Here is a 2,931-nt window from a genome sequence, read left to right as displayed (position 1 = left end):
GGGCCGCTCCTACGGTAGGAGCGGCCCCCGGCCGCGACGGGCTGCCGTACCGACGGGTCGGGTGGCCGGAATTATGATCAAGGCCCAACGCCCGGCGGTCGGAGTGATTGGTCCGGCCCCGGGCGTCACCGCATCCAAGCTAAGAAACGGCCAGCGTTTGCTCAGGCCTTGTAATGGTTGTGGAAGGTATGCACGGAATCCTTGAATGCCGCCCAGAACTTGTCGGCCTCCACCTTGACTTGCTCCCAGGCCGTCTCGCCGGCTTCGCGCATCTCTTCCAGTTTTTTCTCACCTTCTACGCGCTTGACCCGCAACGCGCTGAGCTGCTCTTGATATTTTTCCTTGACGTCATCCCTGACTTCATGCGCCTTCGCCTCCAGCGCATCGATTTCGACGCTCCATGCATCAAGTTGGGTCTTCATGGTTGCCAGGTATTCGTCTTTGGTCGACATGATTGCTTACTCTCGTTATTGGTCTGTGATCCGGCGAGATGCCGGGGTGTCGCCGGGCCTACCGCGGTCGTTGTCGTCATCGACATTTTCGTAGCCCCCGAAGTGATACGATCTTTAGAAGACTTTACAGAGCGCCATGAGGGCTGTCTGTTCGCCAGCGCACGGAAACTCACGTCCAGCCAGCGGTGCGCCTGCCGGGAATCCCGCGTGAGGAATACCGCGGCATAGACCGCGGCACTTCCCGACCGGACCCATGTCGTTGTCTTGCCGCGTTTCGGGATAACCGATTTCGGCCGACGTCAGCCCCCAACCGGCGGCGATGATCAGCGCGATGGCTCCAATCTCGACTGCTGTCATCACCCGATTCCATCCTATGAACGCTGGTGTTCGCCCCGCCATCACTGAGACTCCGATGCTTGCTGGCCTATTTCCGATCTGCCGTCCCGCGCGGAACCCATCGTGACGGGTCACGCGCCTCAGCCGGTCTCAAGCAAGCTGCGCAGGTCGGCAATCGCGGCATTGACCCGCGAGATATAGGAGGCCATCACCAGCGAGTGATTGCTCATTGGTCCGAAACCGGTGCCGTTGAGGATCAGCGGACTCCAGACGGTGTTCTGGGTATTCTGCAATTCGCGGTTGATTTGATCCAGGGACACCAGGGCATTCTTGTCCTTGAGCACGGGCTCGAAATCGAATCGCATTGCCTGCAGTGTCGCCAGCAGCGCCCAGGTGTAGCCGCGTGCCTCGTAGAAGATGTCGTCGATCTTGAGCCACGGTGTCTTGGTCTGCGATTCCTGTGCGACCGGCGTCGACCGACGGGCGTTGGGATCGCCGGCCAGATCCGTATTGAGCCGCGCCTGTCCGACCGCGTAGGAGAGGCGCTGGGCGAGACTTCCCAGCCGCTTCTCGACGACCAGCAGGTAAGCCGTCAAATTGTCCGCACGCGCGAAGAACTGACCATCCTGTGCCTTCGCGTCGGTGAGTCGGTCGAAATAGTGATGGAGGGCAGCGATACCCTGGCGATACTCCGACTCGGTCGACGGCAGGATCCAGGAATTCGCGTTGTAATTGAACTGCGGCTGTGCGGTCTCCAGGTCAACATCTTCAACCGACTGGGATTGGGCGCGGCTGAAGTCGTTGCGCAGGGCGAGTGTCAGATCCCGCAGTTCGGTCAGGACACCGAATTCCCAATTCGGGATATTATCCAGATAGATCCCCGGCGGACCGATATCGTTGGACAGGTAGCCGCCGGACTTATCGAGCAAGGTCTCGGCGATACCGATGGCGGCGGCCGTGGTGGCAGTGCCCGTGACCAGTTTGCCGGAGTCGTTATTGACCAACGCCAGGCGCTCCGCACTCACATCGAGCTTGTCCGGCGTTTGCGACCAGATGACTCCGAAGGTGAGGATGATCACCGTCGCGGTGATCAGAAACAGACCAGCGGTCCACCAGAATCCCTTTTCTTGCCAGATCCGTGGATTATAGTAGTTGGCAACCTGGCCCACCTTGGTCTTGAACGTCGGCTTTTTCGGGAAAGAGAGATCATTCATCATGTTCTCCTGTGATCCCTCCCGCAGGAGGGAACGGAAGTCCTCGCGGATGCGGGTCACGCGCTGGTTTTCGGCACCAGCAGCAGGAGCACGCCGGCCGCCAATGCCGCTACGCCGGCCCACACCGGAATGTTCACTGTTTGCCGGTCTTGGACCGTTAATTCGACCGGGCCGATCTGCGCCTGCTGTGTCTCTTTTGTATAGCTGAAACTGCCATATGCGAGGCCCATACCACCGGCGATGATCAGGGCGACGGCAACGATCTTCAAAGCGTTCATCTGATTGTTCCTCTGAGTTGGTTTTGACGTATGGGAACCGCTATCCGACGCGCACGTTGCCGAGCGAACCAAGCACCCCGAAGGCGGCCAGCAGCCACAGGACAACGGCGATGACGACGACCACATTCAGGATCGTCTTGATCTTCCCGTCCATCGGGACATAGTTATTGATCAGCCAGAGGCCGACGCCAACGACAACCAGGGTGATAATCAAAGAAATCAATGGCATTTGTATTCTCCAGTCAGCTTGCATTCACCGCATGGACTCGCGGGGAAGTTTTGTCGCGGGATCATGCGGGCCAGCGCTCGGAGCATCGAGCGATAATGCAGAATTTACGCGCGGCTGCCCCTGCTGGTCTGTACGCCATCGCACCTAAACCGCGCCCAGCGCGGTATGCGATGTTTTTTGCTGGGATCGGCCCCCGGCAGACTCGACAACTGCCGGAGCTGACGCGGTTTATAGCAGTATTCGGTCTATACTTTGGCCTACTGCCTGAACGTGGAAAGCCGCTTTCGGCGCACCCACTTAAGGCAGTCCTGTTCCCCGCAACGCGCGGTCAGGCCTAGCGTCGCCTTGATCATAGTTCCGGCCACCCGACGTTGCGGCAGCCCGTCGCGGCCGCGGGCCGCTCCTACGCTAGGAGCGGCCCG

General features: G+C 59.7%; 4 protein-coding genes. All 4 read right to left on the bottom strand.

The genetic code is table 11. The features are described from left to right. Positions 1–161 precede the first annotated feature (161 nt). The 4 genes from QZY03_RS04755 to QZY03_RS04740 all read right to left on the bottom strand — a co-directional run bounded on the left by QZY03_RS04755 (position 162) and on the right by QZY03_RS04740 (position 2,509). Positions 162–452 carry a hypothetical protein gene (locus tag QZY03_RS04755; protein WP_295578625.1) on the bottom strand — a complete coding sequence of 97 codons (291 nt, stop codon included), beginning with the start codon at positions 450–452 and terminating at the stop codon, positions 162–164. A gap of 476 nt (positions 453–928) precedes the next feature. Further along, positions 929–2,002 (bottom strand): DUF2333 family protein, encoded by a 1,074-nt coding sequence (locus tag QZY03_RS04750; RefSeq protein ID WP_295578626.1) that lies wholly within the window; start codon positions 2,000–2,002, stop codon positions 929–931. Positions 2,003–2,058: 56 nt separating this feature from the next. After that, complete coding sequence (locus QZY03_RS04745) at positions 2,059–2,280, bottom strand: hypothetical protein (RefSeq protein WP_295578624.1); 222 nt, start codon at positions 2,278–2,280, stop codon at positions 2,059–2,061. Between the two features lie 40 nt (positions 2,281–2,320). Beyond that, entirely contained in the window at positions 2,321–2,509 is a 189-nt protein-coding gene (locus tag QZY03_RS04740; protein WP_295578623.1) for a Thivi_2564 family membrane protein, read from the bottom strand. Positions 2,510–2,931: the final 422 nt, after the last annotated feature.

The organism is uncultured Lamprocystis sp., assembly GCF_903933125.1.
Classification (GTDB): Bacteria; Pseudomonadota; Gammaproteobacteria; order Chromatiales; family Chromatiaceae; genus Thiodictyon.
The sequence above is the reverse complement of the archived record's forward strand: the minus strand, read 5'-3'. Positions and strand labels throughout refer to the sequence as shown.